The organism is Priestia sp. SIMBA_032, from assembly GCF_046535215.1.
Classification (GTDB): domain Bacteria; phylum Bacillota; class Bacilli; order Bacillales; family Bacillaceae_H; genus Priestia; species Priestia aryabhattai.
In genome coordinates this window covers 1-270 of record NZ_JAWRXD010000709.1, presented here as the reverse complement: position 1 = coordinate 270, position 270 = coordinate 1, and the positions used below count along the sequence as shown (strand labels likewise).

Genomic DNA, 270 nt, shown 5'->3' with positions numbered 1-270 from the left:
TCCTAATCGGGGGAAAATTGAAGTACCGCAAGATGAGTTTAAGCAAAAATATTCTGGATTTGCATTGCAGTTTCAATTTATAGGAAACACTAAAGATATTATTCAAAAAGAAAAACAAGAGAATATAATTTTAAAATACTTTAAGCAGCATAAAGGTAGATTTTTTGGTTTAGTTTTTCTATCTATTATTATTCAAGGTTTAATGACAGTTATCCCACTTAGTACTGAGTGGGTAACTGACAACGCTTTTTCTAATTCAGATATAGATAA

At 28.9% G+C, this 270-nt stretch carries 1 pseudogene; it reads left to right on the top strand.

What is annotated here, in order from left to right:
• Nucleotides 1–270 (top strand): annotated as a pseudogene (locus SB717_RS36110) (peptidase domain-containing ABC transporter); the annotation flags it as partial.